General features: G+C 67.3%; 15 protein-coding genes. 9 read left to right on the top strand and 6 right to left on the bottom strand.

The features are described from left to right. A complete protein-coding gene (locus DNA98_RS13920) occupies positions 1-996 on the top strand; it encodes an iron ABC transporter permease (RefSeq protein WP_110531747.1) in 996 nt (331 codons plus the stop codon). 12 nt (positions 997-1008) lie between these two features. Here the strand turns inward: DNA98_RS13920 and DNA98_RS13915 are convergent, their stop codons facing one another. Both DNA98_RS13915 and DNA98_RS13910 read right to left on the bottom strand, forming a co-directional pair. Then, positions 1009-4317, bottom strand: coding sequence for a diguanylate cyclase (locus DNA98_RS13915; RefSeq protein WP_110531745.1), 3309 nt, complete (start codon positions 4315-4317; stop codon positions 1009-1011). A 236-nt stretch (positions 4318-4553) separates the two neighbouring features. Further along, on the bottom strand, positions 4554-5555 hold the full coding sequence (locus tag DNA98_RS13910; protein WP_110531743.1) for a YeiH family protein: 1002 nt from the start codon (positions 5553-5555) through the stop codon (positions 4554-4556). 73 nt (positions 5556-5628) lie between these two features. Here DNA98_RS13910 and DNA98_RS13905 point away from each other — a divergent pair, with 73 nt between their 5' ends. From DNA98_RS13905 to DNA98_RS13875, 7 genes are all read left to right on the top strand, one after another. Next, positions 5629-6516, top strand: coding sequence for a LysR family transcriptional regulator (locus tag DNA98_RS13905; protein WP_110531741.1), 888 nt, complete (start codon positions 5629-5631; stop codon positions 6514-6516). Positions 6517-6865: 349 nt separating this feature from the next. Then, positions 6866-8149 (top strand): molybdopterin-dependent oxidoreductase, encoded by a 1284-nt coding sequence (locus DNA98_RS13900; RefSeq protein WP_233493224.1) that lies wholly within the window; start codon positions 6866-6868, stop codon positions 8147-8149. A 9-nt stretch (positions 8150-8158) separates the two neighbouring features. After that, positions 8159-8566 (top strand): sulfide dehydrogenase, encoded by a 408-nt coding sequence (locus DNA98_RS13895; RefSeq protein WP_110531739.1) that lies wholly within the window; start codon positions 8159-8161, stop codon positions 8564-8566. Between the two features lie 2 nt (positions 8567-8568). Next, positions 8569-9018 carry a cytochrome c gene (locus DNA98_RS13890; RefSeq protein WP_110531810.1) on the top strand — a complete coding sequence of 150 codons (450 nt, stop codon included), beginning with the start codon at positions 8569-8571 and terminating at the stop codon, positions 9016-9018. Position 9019: 1 nt separating this feature from the next. Continuing rightward, positions 9020-9379, top strand: a complete 360-nt coding sequence (locus DNA98_RS13885) for a sulfite exporter TauE/SafE family protein (protein WP_110531737.1) — start codon at positions 9020-9022, stop codon at positions 9377-9379. Between the two features lie 127 nt (positions 9380-9506). Further along, positions 9507-9713 carry a twin-arginine translocase TatA/TatE family subunit gene (locus tag DNA98_RS13880; protein WP_110531735.1) on the top strand — a complete coding sequence of 69 codons (207 nt, stop codon included), beginning with the start codon at positions 9507-9509 and terminating at the stop codon, positions 9711-9713. A 6-nt stretch (positions 9714-9719) separates the two neighbouring features. Further along, a complete protein-coding gene (locus tag DNA98_RS13875; protein ID WP_110531733.1) occupies positions 9720-11165 on the top strand; it encodes a S8 family serine peptidase in 1446 nt (481 codons plus the stop codon). 30 nt (positions 11166-11195) lie between these two features. Here the strand turns inward: DNA98_RS13875 and DNA98_RS13870 are convergent, their stop codons facing one another. The 3 genes from DNA98_RS13870 to DNA98_RS13860 form a co-directional block, all read right to left on the bottom strand. Next, on the bottom strand, positions 11196-11474 hold the full coding sequence (locus DNA98_RS13870; protein WP_110531731.1) for a hypothetical protein: 279 nt from the start codon (positions 11472-11474) through the stop codon (positions 11196-11198). 58 nt (positions 11475-11532) lie between these two features. Continuing rightward, a complete protein-coding gene (locus DNA98_RS13865) occupies positions 11533-12339 on the bottom strand; it encodes a hypothetical protein (RefSeq protein WP_174720030.1) in 807 nt (268 codons plus the stop codon). Between the two features lie 134 nt (positions 12340-12473). Next, positions 12474-13382 (bottom strand): manganese catalase family protein, encoded by a 909-nt coding sequence (locus tag DNA98_RS13860; RefSeq protein WP_110531729.1) that lies wholly within the window; start codon positions 13380-13382, stop codon positions 12474-12476. 99 nt (positions 13383-13481) lie between these two features. On the opposite strand from DNA98_RS13860, the gene DNA98_RS13855 reads away from it, so the two are divergent. Further along, on the top strand, positions 13482-14384 hold the full coding sequence (locus tag DNA98_RS13855) for a LysR family transcriptional regulator (RefSeq protein WP_110531727.1): 903 nt from the start codon (positions 13482-13484) through the stop codon (positions 14382-14384). Between the two features lie 438 nt (positions 14385-14822). Here DNA98_RS13855 and DNA98_RS13850 read toward each other — a convergent pair whose 3' ends face one another. After that, entirely contained in the window at positions 14823-16133 is a 1311-nt protein-coding gene (locus DNA98_RS13850; RefSeq protein WP_199489395.1) for a nitrate/sulfonate/bicarbonate ABC transporter ATP-binding protein, read from the bottom strand.

Genomic DNA, 16133 nt, shown 5'->3' with positions numbered 1-16133 from the left:
ATGGTGCTCTCCCGCCGCCACGTCCAAGCCCTGCCGCTGGTGTTTGTGCTGGCAGCGGGGCTCTCGGCCTTCTCCTTCCTGCTGGCCATCTCGGTAGGGGCGGTGGACATCCCCTTGGGCGAGGTATGGCGGCTGCTCCTCTGGCCTGATGACTCCAACTCGAGCCTCATCGTGCACACCCTGCGCCTGCCCCGGGCCTTGGTGGCCTTGCTGGTGGGGGCCGCGCTGGGGGTCTCGGGGGCCATGATGCAAGGCGTCACCCGCAACCCCCTCACCGAGCCGGGCATCCTGGGGGTGAACGCAGGGGCCGCGCTGGCCCTGTTGCTGGGGGTGGTCTTCTTCCCCGGCCTGCCGGCCTGGGCCACGGTGCTGCTGGCCGCCTTGGGCGGGGTGGGGGCGGCGGTGCTGGTCTACAGCATCACCGCGGCGGTGGGCCTGACCCCGGTACGGCTGGCCCTGGCGGGCATCGCGGTGGGGGCCATGCTGGGGGCGGCGGCCAGCTTTCTCCTGATCATGTTCGAGGAGCGCGCCCGGGGGGCTTTCATCAACCTCTCGGGCAGCCTGGCCGGGCGCGGCTGGGAGCACCTCTGGACCATCCTGCCCTGGACCCTCCCGGCGCTGCTGCTGGCCCTGGCCCTATCGCAGCAGGTCAACCTGCTCTCCCTAGGCGAGGAGGTGGCCAAGAGCCTGGGGGCCCGGGTGGGCTGGGTACGCCTGGCCGCTACCGGGGTGGCGGTGCTCCTGGCCGGGGCGGCGGTGAGCGTGGCCGGGCCTATCGGGTTTTTGGGCCTGGTAGTGCCCCATCTGGCCCGCTGGCTGGTGGGCCCCGACTACCGGCGGGTGATCCCCCTCTCGGCCCTGCTGGGGGCCAGCCTGCTCTCCTTGGCCGACGTGGCCGCGAGGCTCATCGACCGCCCCCTCGAGACCCCGGTGGGCATCCTGGTGGTGGCGCTGGGGGCGCCCTTCTTCGTCTACCTCGCCCGGCGGATGGGATAAGCGCGGGGCTGGTCAGAGAGGCTGGGCCTCGAGCGCGACCCGGCAGGCCTCTTCGAGGCCCAGCGGAGGGGGTTCAGCCCCGGCCCCCAGGGCCTCTTTGGCCTTTTGGAGCTGCTCCTCGAGGTTTCGCCGGGTGCCCGGGGGTAACTTGGTGGGATGTTCCTGGTCCCAGCGCCGCACCGAGGCCGCGATCTGCAGGGCCTGGGCCGGCCGGTGCAGGGCCAGCAGGGCCTGGGTGCAGCTCACGAGCACCAGGGCCAGCGAGGCCACCTGTCCCATCTGGCGGAAGAGGGACAGGCTCTCCAGCAAAAGCGGCCAGGCCTCGAGGGGGCGCCCAGCCTCCAGCAGGCGGGCCGCGATGTTGGCGTAGGCGTTGGCGATGCCCTGCTGGTCCTTGAGCCGCCGTTTGATCTCCAGGCTCTCGTACAGCCAGCGCAGGGCCTCTTCGGGGTCTTCGCTGACCAGCGCCAGGTTTCCCAGGGCGTAGGCCACGCCCTTCTCATCGCCGACCTGCCGCTTGAGCTCGAGGCTGTGCAGGAAGTAGGTGCTGGCCGTGCGGTCCTCTCCCTGCAACCCGTAGACGATGCCGAGGTCGTTGAGGGTGGTGGCCTCGCCATAGCGATCGCCAATTTCCCGTTTGAGGGCTAGCGACTCCTCGAACGCCGCCAGGGCCTGCGCGAACTCGCCCGCCTCGCGCAGCAGCAACCCCTTCAGGTGCAGGGCCTCGGCTAAGAGCCCGGGGTCGCCCAAGGCGCGGCTGGCCCGGAGGCTCTGCTCCACCAAAGCCATGCTCTGCTCCCAGAGCCCCAGGTTCTTGAGCTGCAGGGCCAGCGACTGCTGGGTTTTGGCCTGCACCGCCGGGGGCACCGGATGGGGCATCTCCAAAAACACCTGGTGCCAGTGGGCGATTTCGCGGTAGAAGCCGTGCCAGGCGTAGCAATGGCTGAGCCAGGTGGCCATCTGCTGGCCCTGGGCGGCCCGGCCCAGGCGCTGCAGGGTGGAGAAGGCCAGCCGCAGGTTGTCGAACTCGAGCTCGATGCGCCGCACCCAGCGGCTTTGCTCGGGGCCCTGTAGGGCGGCTTCGGCCCGCTCTGCCAGGCCCCAGAAGTACTCGGCGTGGGCGGCCAGGCTGGGCTCGAGGGCCTCGGGCGAGAGCTTCTCCTGGGCGAACTGCCGCAGCAGCTCGTGCATCAGGTAGCGTCCGTCGTGGTGGGGGTCGCGCTGCACGAGCGAGAGGTTGACCAGCCCCAGCAGGCCCGAGACCGAAGCCCCGGCCACCCGGGCCGCCCCCTCGCGGTCGAAGCCGCCCCGGAAAACCGAAAGCCGCGCCAGGATCTGCTGCTCCTCGGGGTGCAGCAACTTCCACGACGACTCGAACACCGCCCGCAGGGAGTGGTGGCGCTCGGGACGGGTTTCGTCGCCCCCTGGGGCGGTCAGGAAGCCCAAGTTTTTCTCGATCTCCTGGGCGATCTCCCCTAGGCTCAGCACCTTGGCCCAGGCCGCGGCCAGCTCCAGCCCCAGCGGCAGGCCCTCCACCACCCGGCAGATGCGGCGGGCGGCCTCGAGCTCGGCCTGGCTCAGGCGCAGGCCGGGGTTGACCCGCTGGACGGCCTGCAGCAGCAGCCGCATGGCCGCCGAGTCGCTCCCCTCCAGGGCCAGCCCCTCCAAGGGCAGCACCCACTCCTCCGGCAGGCCCAGCCGTTCGCGCGAGGTCAAGAGCAGGGTGAGGCCGGGCAGGGCCTGTAGCAGGGCGCGCAGGAACTCGCTGGCCTCGAGCAGCTGCTCGAAGTTGTCCAGCACCCACAGCACCTGGCGGCCCGCGAAGTGCTGCACCAAGCTTTCCTGGGGATCGCCGGAGGTTTTGAGCCCGAATTCCTGGATGAGGCGGTTGGGCAGCGCCTCGGCCTGGTCCAGGCCGGCCAGGGAGACGAAGTGGGCCCCGTCGCGGTAGAGGTGGGCCACCTCGAGGGCGGCCTGCATGGCCAGGTGGGTCTTGCCCATGCCCCCCTGGGCTACCAGCGTCACCAGGCGGCGCTCGCGCAAGAGCCGCTTGAGCTCCAGCAACTCGCGGTCGCGCCCGATGAGGCTGTGCTTGGGGACGGGGAGGCCCGGCGTGGGCGGGGGCGGGGCTTCGGCCTCCCTCAGCCTCTGGGCGTAGTCAGGGCTTAGGGTGTACCCTTTGCCGCCCGGGCGCAGAACCCCGCTGCGTTCGGCCTGCTCCAGCCACTCCAGCAGGGGCCGGGGCCAGCCCCCCGTTTCCCGCCACAGCCACCCCACGAAGTCCTCGGGGGCCTCCCAGCGCAGGCGGCTGCGCAGCAGGACGCGGGCCGATTCAAGCGAGAGGGCCCGCAGCTCGACCTCCTCTACCAGCGCGGGCACGGGCCACTCGGCGCCATCTCCCCCGACAACCAGACCCATCACCGGCCCCTGCGGGTCGCTCAGCAACTCGGCGATCACCTTGCGGCTGGCCACGTCGAGTTCCCCTGGCCGGTCCACCAGCCACAGCACCGGCCCCTCCAGCGCCTTTAGGGCGGGGCTGCCCTGCCGGATTACGGCCTCGGTGAGCCCGAGGCCCACCCCGTCGAGCAGCGCCCCATAGGGGTGGGTGGCGTAGGCCCGGCGGCCCGTGAGCCAGAAGGTACGGTAACCCAGCAGCCGGGCGTGACGTTGGGCTTCCTCGAGGAAGCGGGTGTGTCCCGCCCCGCCGGGTCCCACCGACCGCAGCAGCCCCCGCTGATGTTTGGGCAAGGCGCGCAGGAAGTGCTGCAAGCCAAGCTGGGCGGCTTCGCGCTCGAGCCAGCGCGTCTGCTGGGGCTCGCCCTCGCCCCCCGCCTCCGCCAGCCGGGCACGCCCCTGCCGCTTGGCGGCGAGCAGGTACTGGTCGGCCCGTTCGAAGAGCGCTTGGGGGGTATCGGCACCGGCCCGGCTGGTGGCCAGCCCCACGCTCAGGGTCAGCGACAGGGGCGGGTCGCCCGCGAAGGGCCGCGACTGGACCACCTCCATCAGCCGCTCGGCCAGCAGGACGGCCTGGGCGTGGTCGGTGCCCGGCAGCAGCAACACGAACTCGTCGCCGCCGTAGCGAAACAGCCGGTCGCCCGCCCGGATCGCGCCCTGGATGCGCTCGACCAGCTCCCGCAGGACGGCGTCGCCGCGGGCGTGGCCGAAGGTGTCGTTGATGCTCTTGAAGTGGTCGAGGTCCAGAATCAGCAGGGCGGTCTCGTCGCCGGTGAGCTCCGCCGCGCTGAGGGTGGCCTCGAGGGTGGGGAAGAGCTCAGCTCGGCTCAGCGCCCCGGTCAGCGGGTCGAACTGGGGCGAGATCATGGGCGGCCCCCGAACATGTGGCTATTTTACCGGAGCGCGCGGCAAGCCTCTCCGCGCCGATTGGGAAAACTGTCCGGTTCAGGAAGACCTTGAGCTGGGCAGTGCGGGGGATGCGACGACCTGAGGCCAACCTTCGCCAAACCCATGCCCGCCATAAGAAGCCCCGAGGGCATTGCATTTTTGTGGTTACCCCTACAGGAGGCGTCCTTTGCTATGAAGTCGTGAGGCCAGCATATCTAGGGGTGGCCCAGCCGCAGGGCCAGGCCAGCCGCCAAGAGCAAGAAGGCAAACCCCACCAGGCCCACCCAGGCCGCCGGGAGGCCGTGGCCCCTAAGGCTCTTCAGATCCACCCCCAGGCCGATGGCCGCCATGGAAAAGGCGGTGAGCACCTGGCTTGCGGTCTGGAGGCCGCTCTTCAATTCCGGAGGGATCAGCCCCAGGCTGGCCACGCCCCCCAGGGCGAGGAACCCCAGGAGGAAGGGGGGCAGAAGGGGGGGCCGGTGGCCCCGCTGAACCACCCCCGAGGGCTCCCGCCGGGCCAGGATCACCCCCAGCAGGAGGAGCGTAGGGGCCAGGAGGGCCACCCGGGTGAGCTTGGCCAGGGTGGCCAGATCCAGGGCGCTGGGCCCTAGGGCTGCCCCTACCGCCAGCACCTGGGCCACCTCGTGCAGGGTGGCCCCGGCCAGCAGCCCCAAGGCTGCCTGGGAGTGAAACCAGGGGGCAACCAAGGTCAGGCCGAGCGCCCCCAGGGTGCCCATCAGGCTCACCACCGCGACAGCCAGCGAGACGTGCTCCTCCTTGGCCCGCACCACCGAGGCCCCGGCCGCGATAGCCGAAGCCCCGCAGATCCCGGTGCCCAAGGCCAGGGAGAGGCGGAGGCCACGGGGCATCCCCATGGCCTTACCCACCGCGTTGACCAGCAGCAGGGCCAGGGCGATCACCCCGAGGTCCAGCAGCAAGATCAAAGGCCCCGCCTGGAAGAGCAGGCCCAGGTTGAGGCGCACCCCCAGCAGCACCACCCCCAGCCGCAGCAGGCTCTTGGCGGCAAACTCCAGGCCCGGCCGCACCGCCGCGGGAGGGGTGTACGCCAGGCGGAGCGTGAGGCTCACCAGCAAGGCCAAGCCCAACGGGCCTACCGCCTTGAGGCCGGGCAGATTGGCCAGGGTGAAGGCCAGGATCACCGGGGGAAGGACCAGCGTCAAACCGGGAAAGAACTTGAGTGCGGCAGGTCGCGTCATGGAGTCCACGCTAGGGAGAAAAGTAATATAAGTCAAATTTTTGTCTTTTATAATCTATCAAAATAAAGTTTATATGCGCTTGGATCCCGAGAGCCTGCTCACCTTCACCGTGGTGGCCCAGCAGGGCAGCCTGAGCCGAGCCGCCCGCCAGCTTCACCGCACCCAGCCCGCCATCTCGAGCCAGATGGCCAAGCTGGCCGAACGGGTAGGGGAGCCACTGTTCACCCGGCACCCCCAAGGGGTGCGGCTCACCGCCGCGGGGGAGGCCCTGCTGCCCCACGCCCTGGCCCTAAAACGGGCCCTAGAGGGAGCGGTGGAGGCCGTGCAGGCCCTCGAGGGCCTAAAAACCGGGCGGCTACGGCTGGCCGCCAGCACCACCATCGCCCACTACTGCGTGCCCAAAACCCTGGCCCGCCTCCGCCAGGTCCACCCCGGTCTGGAGGTGGCGCTCAGGGTGGGGAACAGCCAGGAGGTGCTGAGCCTGTTGCAGGCGGGGGAGGTCGAACTCGGCCTGGTGGAGGGGCACCTGCCCCGGCTTCCCGCCGGCTTTGAGGCCGAGGTGCTGGCCCAGGACCGCCTCTTCTTGGTCACCCCACCCGGCCATCCGCTGGCCGGACGCCGGGTGGGGCCGCGGGAGCTCGCCGGCTTGGAAGTGGTCTGGCGCGAGGAGGGCAGCGGAACCCGCCAGGTGGCCGAGCGGGCCCTACGGGGGCTGGAGCTCAAAACGGCGCTCGAGCTTCCGGGCAGCGAAGCGGTAAAACAAGCCGTACGGCTGGGCCTGGGGGTGGCCTTCCTCTCAGGGTACGTGGTGGAGGCGGAAGTGCAAGCGGGCCTGCTGGGGGTGGCCGAGGTGGATCTGCCCGGTCTGGAACGGCCGTTCACCCTCCTCCGCCCCCCCGAGGCCCTCCTTTCCCGCGCCGCCCGGGCCTTTGTGGAGGCATCCAAAGGCGCGGGAAAGTAAGTAGGGGGCGCACTTGCCGGCGAACTCGAGCGCGCCCGTGGCACCGCTTCAGGGCAGTCGATGGTTTTCCCGGCCAGCGGCGAAGGGTGCTTTGGTGCTACCCCTAAACCCTTAGTGCTCTGGCAGTTTGATTTTTGGGGTATTGGGCTGCACTCGAGTCCCACGTCATACGTCGTACGCCAAGCGCGAGCTGCGGGGTACCGCCCAGTAGGCAAATCTTGTTACTAGACCACTTAGCCTCCAGGTGGGGTCATAAGGATTACTTATGGGGGGTATAGCTATCCGTGCGCTTCCTCCATCCGCTTGCCTGAAGTAGAACAGGAACACAGTGCACGTCGAGGAGGTGGTCGTGGATCCGTTGCAAACCCTTTCCATGCGCTCCCTGAAACGGCGCAGCCTGCTCGCCGCAGGTTTGGGTGCCCTGGCCAGCGGCCTGGTGCGGGCGCAGACCGCGCCCCAGGCTGAAGAGGCCCTGCCCTCCTTCACAGGTCCGGGGCCCAATCCCTACTGGAACGGGGTCAACCCCTACGTGGTCTATCCGCAGAAGCTTCCCCTGCTGCGCCTGACCGACCGGGGCGTGCAGCTCGAGACCCCCCGGGCGTATTTCCTCACCGCCCTTACCCCCAACCCGGCCTTCTACGTGCGCTACCACCTGGACATTCTCCCCAACGCCATCGACCTGGCCAAGTGGCGGCTCAACCTGGAAGGGAACTTCGAGCGCCCGCAGAGCCTCGGCTTCGATGACCTGCTCAAGCTGGAGTCCAGGAGCATCGTGGCGGTGAACCAGTGCTCGGGCAACTCCCGCAGCCGCTTCCAGCCCAGGGTTCCCGGCGGCCAGTGGGGCAACGGGGCCATGGGGTGCGCCAAGTGGACCGGGATTCCCCTGAAAACCCTCCTGGAGATGGCCAAGCCCAAGCCGGGCACGCTGCAGATCCAGTTTGAGGGGTTGGACCGGGGGCACGGCCCGGAGGGCAAGGGCTCGAGCCGCTTCATAAAGTCCCTCGACCTGAACGACCCGGTGCTGGAGGAGTGCCTTCTGGCCTACGCCATGAACGACGAGCCGCTGCCCATGCTCAACGGCTTTCCCTTGCGGCTGGTGGTCCCCGGCAAGTTCGCCACCTACTGGCTCAAGCACGTCACCTGGATCCGGGCCCTCACCGAGGAGGACAAGAACTTCTGGATGGCCTCCGCCTACCGCGTCCCCGATACCCCCAACGGCTCCACCACCCCCGAAGATGCCGCCGCGGGCAAGGTCAAGACCGTGCCCATCGGCCACTTCCAAATGCCGGTGCGCTCGTTCATCGTGGATCCGGACGGCTCCGCCCCGCTGGTCAAGGGGATGCCGGTGGCAGTGCGCGGGGTGGCCTTTAGCGGGAGCGGCCGGGTGGTGCGGGTAGAGGTCTCCGCCGACGGCGGGCAAAGCTGGGGCGTGGCCGCCTTGGGAGAGTATCTGGGCCCCTACGCCTTCCGCACCTTCACCTACTCCTGGACCCCCAAGGCCCCGGGGCGCTACACCCTGGCGGTGCGGGCCACCGACGAGAAGGGCAACGTGCAACCCGACCAAGCCATCTGGAACCCCGGGGGATATCTCTGGAACAAGATCGAGCGCCAAGAGGTCGTGGTGATCGGTTAGGAGGCTTCCATGCGCAAAGCGTATTTCGCTTTAGCCCTTTTCGGCCTTTTGGCCCTGGCCCAAAGCGAGGAGAACATGGGCCTGGTGGAGGCCGGCAGCTACACCCCAGGCTCCCTGGGCCAGATCATCCAGCCCCTCCCCGCCCCCGCGGGCGAGGGCTCGGTGTACCGCGTGGGGGCCTACCCCCTCTACACCCCGGAGCTGGCCGATGGCCCCGGAAAGGAGCTGGTGCAGGGCTATTGCCAGGTCTGCCACAGCACCACCTACATCACCATGCAGCCCCCGCTGCCCGCGGCCACGTGGCAAGCCGAGGTCACCAAGATGATCAACACCTACGGGGCTCAGATCCCCGAGGACACCGCCAAGGCCATCACCGCCTATCTCCAAGCCCACTACACCCCGGAGACCCGCAAATGAAGATGAAACCGTTCCTCCTCTCCTTTCTGCTGCTGGGTGGCCTGGCCGCTGCCCAAGAATTTGATGGAGCGAAACTGTACAGCGCTTGCTCAGGGTGCCACCAGGCCACTGGCCAGGGCATCCCCGGCGTCTTCCCTCCCCTGGCGGGCCATGTGCCCCAGATCCTGGAGGCCAAAGGGGGCCGGGAGTACCTCGTTCGCGTGATGCTGTATGGCCTTCAGGGCCCCATTGAGGTCAAAGGGAGCAAATACGCCGGCGGGGCCATGCCCGCCTGGAGCCAGCTCAAGGACGGCGAGATCGCGGCCATCCTGAACTACATCAGCACCGCCTGGGGCAACAAGTTCCCCGAGGGGCAGAAGCCCTTTACCCCTGAGGAGGTGGGGGCGGGGCGGGCCCAGAAGCTGACCGCGGCCCAGGTCCTCGAGGCCCGCAAGGCGCTGGGCTTGAAATAAGGTGCATCTCCTCCTCTCCGCTCTGATCGGCCTCTCCGCCGGATTGCTCTCGGGGCTCTTCGGAATCGGGGGCGGGGTCATTGTGGTACCCGCCCTCATCCTCCTCTTGGGCCTGGACCAGCGCACGGCCACCGGGACCTCGCTGGCTGCCCTCCTCTTGCCGGTGGGAATCCTGGGGGTGCTGGCCTATGCCCGGGAAGGGGCGGTACGCTGGCCGGTAGCCGCTTTGGTAGCCCTGGGGCTCCTTCTAGGAACCTTTTTCGGAGCCAGGCTGGCCTGGCAGCTCCCCGAAGGGGCCCTCCGGGTGGGGCTGGCCCTGCTGCTCATCGGCGTGGCGCTGCACCTTCTCCTTCGGCGCTAGGGACAAACCCCCCGCCTCTTTCATCTACATTTCACGGCCAGATGGAAACTTGGTGCATGGGTAACTCGATTTCCCGTACCTACGTCGTACGCCAAACGCAGGCTGATCCTGTTACGAGGGGGATACTATGCTGGCCGGTCAAGATCTGGTAGTGGTCCTTTTGATCGCCCTGCTGCTGCTCGGGCCCAAGCAGCTCCCTGGGCTCGCCCGGGGGCTGGGTCAGAGCATTCGGGAGTTCAAGAAGGGCGCTGAGGGGCTCTTAGACGAGGACAAACCCGCGGCGCCGGAACCGCCCAAACCCGCAGCCACCGAGCAAGACAAGGCCAAACCCTAGAGCGTCATGCAGCCGTTGCACCGGCAAGCCAAGGGTTCGCGGTCGCCAACCCTGGCCCACCTGCTCGTTGGGGGGTGGGCGCTCCTGCTGGGGTTGGCGCTCTCCGCTTGCAGCTCGGTGGCTCCTGCGCCCACCCCCTCAGGCTTCGCCCCCTGCGTGCCCAGCCCCTCGACCCAGGCCCGCCCGCTCGCGCTTCCCCAGGGCCTGGGGGACTTTCTCGCCCCCCATGTGCCGGGCGAACTCCTGGCCCTATCCGGAGGCATCGCCCCCCAGACCCTCGCCGCCCGGGTGGGGGGAATCCAGCTCCAGGATCGCCTGGCGGAAGGCTTCCTTCGCCTGCGCGTGCCGGTGGGCCAGGAGTGGGCCAAGGCGGAGGCCTTGCGAACGGCGGGTGCCCGCTGGGTGCAGCCTAACTACCTCTACTTCCCCCTTTACCAGCCCAACGATCCGCTCTACCCGGCCAGCCTCGCGGATCCGTACCGCCTGCGGCCGTTTTACCAAGAAATTCACCTGGAGTCCGCCTGGGACAGCGTGGGCACGCCGCGCTGCACACCGGTAGTGGCGGTGCTGGACACGGCCTTCAACCCGGCTCACCCCGACCTACAGGCCAACCTCCTCGCCGGGAAAAACCTGACCCCGGACGGGTTGGGCCCAGATGACCTGAGCCCCGCCCCACCTCCCCAGGGCAGCAGCTATCTGCAAGGGGAGGCCGACCACGGTGAGGGGGTGGCGGGCCTGGTCGCGGCGGCGGCGAACAACGGGCGGGGGATACCCGGAGTGGGCCTCAACTACGCGAGGGTACTCCCGATCAAGGTCTTCTACTGGGTGGGCACTAGCTATAGCGTTTCCTCCGATGTGCTGGCCAACGCCATCCGCTACGCCGCCGACCAGAAGGCCGCGGTCATCAACCTGAGCCTGGGCAGCCCCACACCGCTGGACCCGGCCGTCCAGCAAGCCCTAGACTACGCCCTATCCAAGGGGGCCCTGCCGGTAGCGGCTTCGGGAAACGACGGCGCGGATGGCCTCGACTACCCGGCGGCCTACCCGGGCGTATTAGCGGCGGGTGCGGCCCGGCTGGATGGGGGGCGCGCCGACTTCTCCAACTACTCCTCCCAGCCCAAGTACCTGGTGCTCGCCGCGGCGGGGAACAAGAGCCCCCAGCAACTCCTCTACTCGCTGGCCATCGGTCAAAATTACCCCTACTACCAAAGCCTGGGCAACTACGCCGCCTGGGCCGGTACGTCCTTTGCCGCCCCTCAGGTGAGCGGGGTGGCGGCTTTATATGTGGCCAAGTTCGCCGCCCGCTACGGCCAGGGACCCACCCCCGATCAGACCCGGCGCTGCCTCACCCAAACGGCCAGCAATGGCGGCGCCTACGATGCCCAGACCGGCTACGGACTCTTACAGGCCGACCGGGTGCTGACCGACACCACCGTTTGCTTTCCCAACTGAGCATTTGCAGGCGGTAGGGTGTACGGCAAGTTAGCCCTCCAGGAGGGCCTTTCCCTTCACCAGGCGCCCGTAGTGCTCCTTGGGGTGGCCGGCCGGGTCGGTGGAGCGCAGCAAAAAGCGGCCCTTCTGGCCCATCCCCAGGCTGCGGTAGCTCTCCACCCTCTGCGGGGTGAGCCCCTGGGCGGTGATCGCCGCGAAAAGAGCTGCCAGAGCGGTCTCTTCTTGGGGTGTGGGGGGATCCGAAAGGGCCTCGAGGCCCTCGCCGAAAGCGCTGTACTCCACCTCTGTTCCTGCGATGCGTATTTTCATAGCCACCCCACGGCTTGCGCCGAAACAAGCGCCTCGCTACGCTCGGCGAAAATACGCCTCACCTCCCGCGGCTCGGGCGGTACCCAGCACTGCGCGCCGCCTCTTCGCTCGGGAAGCAGGCTACCGCGCGGGTAGCGGCGTAATAGGGGTCGCTTGGGGGGTGGTAGACGCGGGCCTTGGAGCCTTTGATGGGCGCTTCCGCCGGGCAGGAGCCGTCCGGGTTTGGGCGGGCGCTTTGCGGGGTATACGCGGGGGGCGGTGGGGCATCTTGGCCCAGGGCAAAGAGCCTTTGCTTGGCTTCCGGAGTTAGATGGAACGCTTCTGGATAGCGTGCGCCGAAGCGGAAGGCCGCACAGCCCTCGGCAGCGTCACCGCAGACGGCCTTAAAGGCTTCGATCCAGTTTTTAGCGATGGCGTGCTGGGCCACCGAGAGGGGCAGTTCCCCGCGGCACACCAGGTAGTGCAGGGCGTTTTCCAGTCGATCTTTGACGTGGTAGTTCCAGGGGGTGATGAACCCCGCTTGAGGCCAGAGATTTCTCACTGAGTTGGAGCCGCCAAGCTCGAGGGAGATCAGATGGTCGACCTCCCAGTCCTGGCCCGGTGCCTTGGTGAGGCCGTACAGGGCAAAGACCTGCTGCTTTAGCGCAGGAGGGACATTCCTTACCGATGCGCTGTACCCTTTCTGGCAAACCAGGGAGGCGTCGGTGGTGAGTACGTCTCCTGGGGTCTTGGCGGCGTCGGGAAGAAGGGGGGGTGTGGCCTGAGCTGCGGCGATGCCTAACAAGACTCCCAGGATCCAAAACCGGGCCACGTGGCGGTCGCTGAAGCGAGCCCTGTGGCGGTCGCTGAAGCGAGCCTTGGGCATACCCAGAAGGCTAAGCCTCCCTGCTGAAGTAGGGATGAAGCAGCGGGGGTGCGCGCCCCAGGGGCCAGCCGGGGCGCGGGCGGCCTTGGGTCCACCTGGCGTGGCGTAGTTTCGCCGAGCGGAGCGAGGGTGGATTATTTAGCCTTCTCGTAGAGTTTCTTGGCGATCTCGAAGAGATCTTCCACCTGAAACTCCGGAGCGAACTCCGCCGAGTCATGGCCGGCGTCGAAGACTGAGCCGCCCTGAGGAGGCCCATCCACCACCACCACGGGGCTTCCGTCCTCTGGCGAAGCCCCGTTCCAAATAAGGCCCAAGTCCTGGTAATCGGAGGGGCTGAAGCGGTAGAGGTTGCGGTGGAAGCCCAAGTCCATATATTTCTTGGCTTCGGGGATCTTGCTGTTATCGATGCGGGGAATAGGGAGCAGCTTGGTCATCTCCACCCCGGTGAGGCTTTCTAGGGCCTTGCCGTAAGCGGCCGCATGCACCCCGCCGCGCACCAGCAGATAGCCGATCATCTCGCGGGCTACCGGGTTTTGGGTCATTTCGTAGACCCGAAGCTTATGGGTGCGGGCGGCCACCTCCAAGAAAAAGTTGTGCAGCAGGTCCAGGATCAGGTTCCCGCTGGTGAAGACGTACTCTCCATTCCAAGGTTCACCCATCGCCCCCATCACCAGGGTATTGGCCCCACCAGCTATGAAGTGGGCGGCATTGCGGGCATCTTTAGCAAAGCCCAGGGGCGCGCCGGCCGGGTCTACGGGGTTCTCTTGAGCCTGGCCGGGGTTCTTGGCCAGCAGGCTGTTCACCGTGGCTGAAACCAGTTCGATGTGCCCGAGTTCCTCGGTGGCGATGTTAGCGATGAGGTCGTAGTAGGGTTTGAGGGCCGTCTTCCCCCGGAAGTTGAAGGACTGGTACATGTAGTTCATCAAGGTAGACATCTCCCCAAAGCGCCCTCCCAGAAGGGCCTGTACGGCGGCAGCAGCGTTGGGGTCTTGATCTTTGGGCATGGGTAGCTCGATTTGCAGACGGTCTATCCTCAAAAACATCCTGCACCTCCTGTCCGGCTTAGCCGGACAGCTCTCACCCTAGCGGGCGAACGCGCATAAATCCAATAGATTGTGGGCGCATTATAATAAAATAAATTTATGACCTTGGAGCAGCTGCGTTACCTGGTCGTACTGGCTGAGGAGGGCAATTTTACGCAAGCGGCGGAGAGGCTGTTTTTGACCCAGCCGGCGTTGAGTGTGCAAATTCGCAGGCTCGAGGAGGAACTCAAAACACGCCTTTTTGATCGCAACAAGCGGCCCCTAGAACCTACTGAGGCGGGGCGCGCGGTAGTGGCACAAGCCCGGCGGGTCCTGGAGGAGGTGGAAAAAATCAAGCTTGGGGTCAACGGAGAAGCCCAACTGTTTCAGGGCCCTTTTCGGGTAGGGGTCATTCCAACGTTGGCTCCCTACCTCCTGCCTCGCTTGTTACCGCGAATCATCCAGCAGTGGCCCCAGCTGGAGCTTTCGGTGCGGGAAGAACTCACCCCCGACATCCTGCGGGACTTGCTGGAGGGCCGGCTCGACGCTGGCTTGATCGGCACCGCAGAGAAACTGCCTGGTCTCGAGGGCGCTCCCCTGTTCGAGGAGCCATTCATAGCCTATGTCTCCTGCAACCACCCGCTCTACTCCAGCCCCACCTTGCACCCTTTAGAAATTCCCCTGGAGGACACCTGGATTCTCGCAGAGGGACACTGTTTCCGCCAGCAAGTGCTCTCGCTCTGCCGTCCCGGGGTAACCCGGCGCCAGGTGGAGTTTCAGAGTGGGGACCTAGAAACCCTGATGCACCTGGTCGAGGAGATGGGGGGGATAACCCTGCTGCCCGAGGTGGCCTTGTGGACCCTGCCACAGTCCAAGCGGAGCCACCTTCGCCCACTACAGCCCAGGATGGGCCGCACGGTTTACTTGATCCATCGGGAAGGAGCGCTTAAGCGCCCGGTGGCTCGAGCCCTAGGGGATGAGGTTAAGGCGATCTATACCCAGCTCACGACCAATCCCGTCTAGTACCGTCACAAATCCAAAAGCTCGCCATCGGCAGGCGCGCCACACCGCGCTTCGGGCCCCAAGCCAACACGCCGATCCGCAGACCCGCACGTATAGATCGCCCGCGGGGCCGGGCTCGAGCCGCCCACCGCTGTACACCAGGAGCTCAAGCCCTGCTCGTCCATCGACCTCTCCACCCGCTTCTCCCGCATCGCTGGGGCACGGCCAGCCTGGCAGCCCAAGCCCCTTTCCCCATCGGGGTGGTGCAGGGTTCATGACTGATAAGGCGGCTTTGCGCAGCAGGCCCCTTGGAGTTTGCCGACCTTTGGCGAAGGGGATCGCTCTTTTCGTACTACCCGACAAAGCCCCAAGCTAGGCGGCCGCGCAGCGGGCCTTCGCCAAAGGCTCCGAGAGCAGATCGCGCTAAGCCCGGCGAGAGGGTTAGCTCCCGTAAGAACCTCAGAGGTGGCGACCGATTGCAGCCTCCCGCAGCAACACCCCCCGGTTGTAGTCGTACTCAAAAAGCTCCGCGTAGCGCCCCCAGTCGATGGCCGTGGCCAGCACTGCCTCGGCGTCCTCGGTGGACATGTAATCCTCCAGTTCCCTCAAGAAGCGCTCCTCGGGAGCCTGCCCGGTGGGGCGTGTCTGCAACACCCGGTGAATGTGCCCCACCAGGGGCACCTGGAGCAGAAGACGCTCGGCAAAGATCTTCTTGCGCTCCTCCAGATCGGCCTGCGCGAAGCGCTGACCCTCCGGGGTCAGGCGGACGTCGCCTTCCTGCAAGACCGCCAGGCCCAGGAGTTCGGCGGCGTCCAGCAGGGGGAAGAGGTCGTCCACCTCGAGGCGCATCTCCTCGGCCAGGCGGGGCAGGTCCTCCTTGCCGTAGTCGGGGCCTTCGGCCACCCGCTCCAAGAGCCCGGTCAGGGCCCCCACCGGGGCTTTGGGCAGGCGGTGGCCCAGCGTGAGGGGTTCGGGGGTGGCCCGCTCGGGGGTGGGGCGGGTGGTCAGGATGCGGTAGACCTCCTCGACCAGCTCCTGAAACGCCGGGTCCTCGCGCTCCCGCGGGTGCGGGAGCCTCACCGCCACCTCGGCCCGGATGCGGCCGGGGTTGGCCGAGAGCACCAGGATGCGGTCGGCCAGCAACACCGCCTCTTCGATGTTGTGGGTCACCAGCAGGAGGCTCTGAATGGGGATGCGCCCACTTCCCCACAGCTTCAAAAGCTCGCTGCGCAAAGTCTCGGCGGTGAGCACATCCAAGGCGCTAAAGGGTTCGTCCATAAAGAGCACTTCGGGCTCCGTGACCAGCGCCCGGGCAAACCCCACCCGTTGGCGCATCCCCCCGGAAAGCTCTTTGGGGAATGCCTTCTCGAAACCGTCCAGCCCGATCAGGTCGATGGCCTCCAGGGCCCGGCGGCGGCGCTCGGGGGCGGGAATGCCCATCGCCTCCAGGCCCAGCTCCACGTTTTGCTGCACGGTGAGCCAGGGAAACAGGGCGAAGCTCTGGAAGACCATGGCCATGCCCGGCATGGGGCCGCGCACGGCCTGGCCGCGGTAGCGCACCTCGCCCTCGGAGGGCCGCAAAAGCCCGCTCAGGCAGCGCAAGAGGGTGCTCTTCCCCGAGCCGCTGCGGCCCAGGAGGGCCACGATCTCGCCCTCCTTCAGCTCGAGCTCGACTCCCTCCAGGACGGTAAAGGGTTTGCCCTCGGGGGTGGTGAAGCGCTTGGTGAGGTGGGTGGCTTGGAGCAGGGTATCGCGGGTTGTCTGCACCAT

Source organism: Meiothermus sp. Pnk-1, from assembly GCF_003226535.1.
In the GTDB taxonomy this organism is placed as follows: Bacteria; Deinococcota; Deinococci; order Deinococcales; family Thermaceae; genus Allomeiothermus.
Note: the sequence above shows the minus strand (reverse complement) of the source record. Positions and strands in the feature narration are given on the sequence as shown.

Excerpts from the sequence above, each read along its gene's own strand:
- DNA98_RS13920 (WP_110531747.1), top strand. The coding sequence starts at position 1 with ATGGTGCTCTCCCGCCGCCACGTCCAAGCCCTGCCGCTGGTGTTTGTG.
- DNA98_RS13870 (WP_110531731.1), bottom strand. The coding sequence starts at position 11,474 with ATGAAAATACGCATCGCAGGAACAGAGGTGGAGTACAGCGCTTTCGGC.
- DNA98_RS13875 (WP_110531733.1), top strand. The coding sequence starts at position 9,720 with ATGCAGCCGTTGCACCGGCAAGCCAAGGGTTCGCGGTCGCCAACCCTG.
- DNA98_RS13860 (WP_110531729.1), bottom strand. The coding sequence starts at position 13,382 with ATGTTTTTGAGGATAGACCGTCTGCAAATCGAGCTACCCATGCCCAAA.
- DNA98_RS13910 (WP_110531743.1), bottom strand. The coding sequence starts at position 5,555 with ATGACGCGACCTGCCGCACTCAAGTTCTTTCCCGGTTTGACGCTGGTC.
- DNA98_RS13850 (WP_199489395.1), bottom strand. The coding sequence starts at position 16,133 with ATGGTGCAGACAACCCGCGATACCCTGCTCCAAGCCACCCACCTCACC.
- DNA98_RS13880 (WP_110531735.1), top strand. The coding sequence starts at position 9,507 with ATGCTGGCCGGTCAAGATCTGGTAGTGGTCCTTTTGATCGCCCTGCTG.
- DNA98_RS13915 (WP_110531745.1), bottom strand. The coding sequence starts at position 4,317 with ATGATCTCGCCCCAGTTCGACCCGCTGACCGGGGCGCTGAGCCGAGCT.
- DNA98_RS13890 (WP_110531810.1), top strand. The coding sequence starts at position 8,569 with ATGAAACCGTTCCTCCTCTCCTTTCTGCTGCTGGGTGGCCTGGCCGCT.
- DNA98_RS13895 (WP_110531739.1), top strand. The coding sequence starts at position 8,159 with ATGCGCAAAGCGTATTTCGCTTTAGCCCTTTTCGGCCTTTTGGCCCTG.
- DNA98_RS13865 (WP_174720030.1), bottom strand. The coding sequence starts at position 12,339 with ATGCCCAAGGCTCGCTTCAGCGACCGCCACAGGGCTCGCTTCAGCGAC.
- DNA98_RS13905 (WP_110531741.1), top strand. The coding sequence starts at position 5,629 with ATGCGCTTGGATCCCGAGAGCCTGCTCACCTTCACCGTGGTGGCCCAG.
- DNA98_RS13855 (WP_110531727.1), top strand. The coding sequence starts at position 13,482 with ATGACCTTGGAGCAGCTGCGTTACCTGGTCGTACTGGCTGAGGAGGGC.